A 1739-nucleotide genomic window follows, 5' to 3' on the forward strand; every position below is an offset into this window, starting at 1 on the left:
GTGTTGTAGTTCGCCGTCTGGACGATGGTCGGCTCGCCTGCCTCGGAATTGGCGTCGAGCACGATCGAAAAGCGCGCATTGGTGCCGCCGATGTCGCCGATCAGGATCGGAAACCGCAGCAAAGTGTCGTCGTCGCCTGTGCGTGGCATGCTCTCGTCCGTCTCCGGCGCCCCCGACGGCATCTGGCCGTTCTTCCGTTGACTAGCGCATGGGTTTGAAAAGGGAAACGGTTTTCGATCCCGGCGGCGCGCTGAGGCCGGCTCTGCGGCCAAACCGCCACGGTTTCGCAAAAATGAGGCGCTGAACCGATTGAGCCTGCCTATAAGGCTGTAAGCTATAAGCCGTGATCGTCAGTTTCCAGGCGGCCGCGGTCGCGGCAGCGGCACGCCGATCTCGGGCGTCGCCGTGAAGGCGTTCACCGTGCTTGGCAAGCCGGCGGCGGCCGGGGTGGCGGGCAATGACGGCGTTTCGGGTTCGGGCGCGGCGGCCGCGACCGGCACGCCGCCGCCATGGTAGGTCGCCGCCTCGGCCGAGTCCGGCCCCGGCGCGTCGAGCACCGCGCGGCATTCGCCCGGCAGGTTCGCCATCGTCATCAGGTCGCGGGCCTTGGGCGCATCCGGGTTCTTGTTGGGGCGCCAGGGCTCCTGCGTGAACCACCAGGCCAGCGGCTTGCCGCAACCGTCATCGTCCGGCGTCGCCTCCTGCGCCTTGCAGCCGGGCGATCCGGGCTGACAGCCGATGCGCATGTGGAAATGATAGTCGTGGCCCCAGAACGGCCTGACCTTGCGCAGCCAGAAGCGGTCGCCCTTGACGGTGTCGCAGAGCTTTTTCTTGATGCCCGGATTGACCAGGATGCGCTCGACCTGGCCGTAGCTCGCCGCCCGCTTCAGAAGCCTTGTGTGCGCTGGCGTCCACAGCGCGTCCTTCACCAGATGGGTCTTCTCATCGACCATCAAGGTGGCGCTCATCGATTCGCGCTGCGCCATCGACAGCGGGCGGCTGGGCATCGGCGTCAGCCAGATGTCGGCGTCGAGCCCGATCTGGTGCGAGGCATGTCCTGTCAGCATCGGGCCGCCGCGCGGCTGCGAAATGTCGCCGATCAGCAGGCCTGGCCAACCATCGGCCGCTGCGTCGCGCGACAATTTCTCGACTACCGCGATCATCGCCGGATGGCCCCAGCGGCGGTTGCGCGACGGCCGCATCACCTGCCAGGTCGGACCGTCCAAGGGAATGGCGACGCCGCCGGCAAAACAGCCCTTGGAATAGAAGCCAATCGACCGCGCCGCGGTCGCGGCCGGCAGTTTCTTGGCGCCGAACAGGTCTTTTGCCCGCTCCTCGGCGGTCGCCGGCTGAACGGCTGAGCCAAGCACGGCAAGCAGGCCGAGCGCAGCGGCCAACAGGGGCGTTTTGCCTAGAGATAGCCTCATCGCTGTCTTCATGAACCCGGTTCTCCACCGCAATCCCAAGGCCGAATCATAGCACGCCGCGCCCGCGGCTTCGATCGTCAGCGCTTCATCGGGCTGCGCGCTTCGCCGTCACGCCAATCGCCGCTTGCCCACATATGATCGAAGGCGGCGCGGTAGTCTGGAAACCGCAGGGAATAACCCGCCGCCTTGATCGCCGCGTTGGCGACACGCTTGTTCTCGCCATAGAAGGACCGCGCCATGGGCGAAAGTTGGGCGGCGTCGAAGGGAATTTCGGGCGGCGGTTCGATACCCATTAGCGAAGCGGCATAGGCG

The 1739-nt window shown here is 66.4% G+C and carries 1 protein-coding gene and 2 pseudogenes; all 3 read right to left on the reverse strand.

Annotated elements, in window-relative coordinates; genetic code table 11:
- Nucleotides 1-149 (reverse strand): annotated as a pseudogene (locus EN906_RS33090) (glucokinase); the annotation flags it as partial.
- 201 nt (nt 150-350) lie between these two features.
- Nucleotides 351-1439: a penicillin-insensitive murein endopeptidase gene (gene mepA / locus EN906_RS33095; RefSeq protein WP_127269766.1), complete on the reverse strand. Its 1089-nt coding sequence runs from the start codon at nt 1437-1439 to the stop codon at nt 351-353.
- Nucleotides 1440-1504: 65 nt separating this feature from the next.
- Nucleotides 1505-1739: pseudogene (locus tag EN906_RS33100) on the reverse strand (NAD(P)-dependent oxidoreductase); the annotation flags it as partial.

Origin of the sequence: Mesorhizobium sp. M7A.F.Ca.CA.004.06.1.1 (assembly GCF_003999135.1) — a bacterium.
GTDB lineage: Bacteria > Pseudomonadota > Alphaproteobacteria > Rhizobiales > Rhizobiaceae > Mesorhizobium.

What these genes read in the sequence shown, in the direction of transcription:
- mepA (WP_127269766.1), bottom strand. Translation starts at nt 1,439, where the DNA reads ATGAAGACAGCGATGAGGCTATCTCTAGGCAAAACGCCCCTGTTGGCC.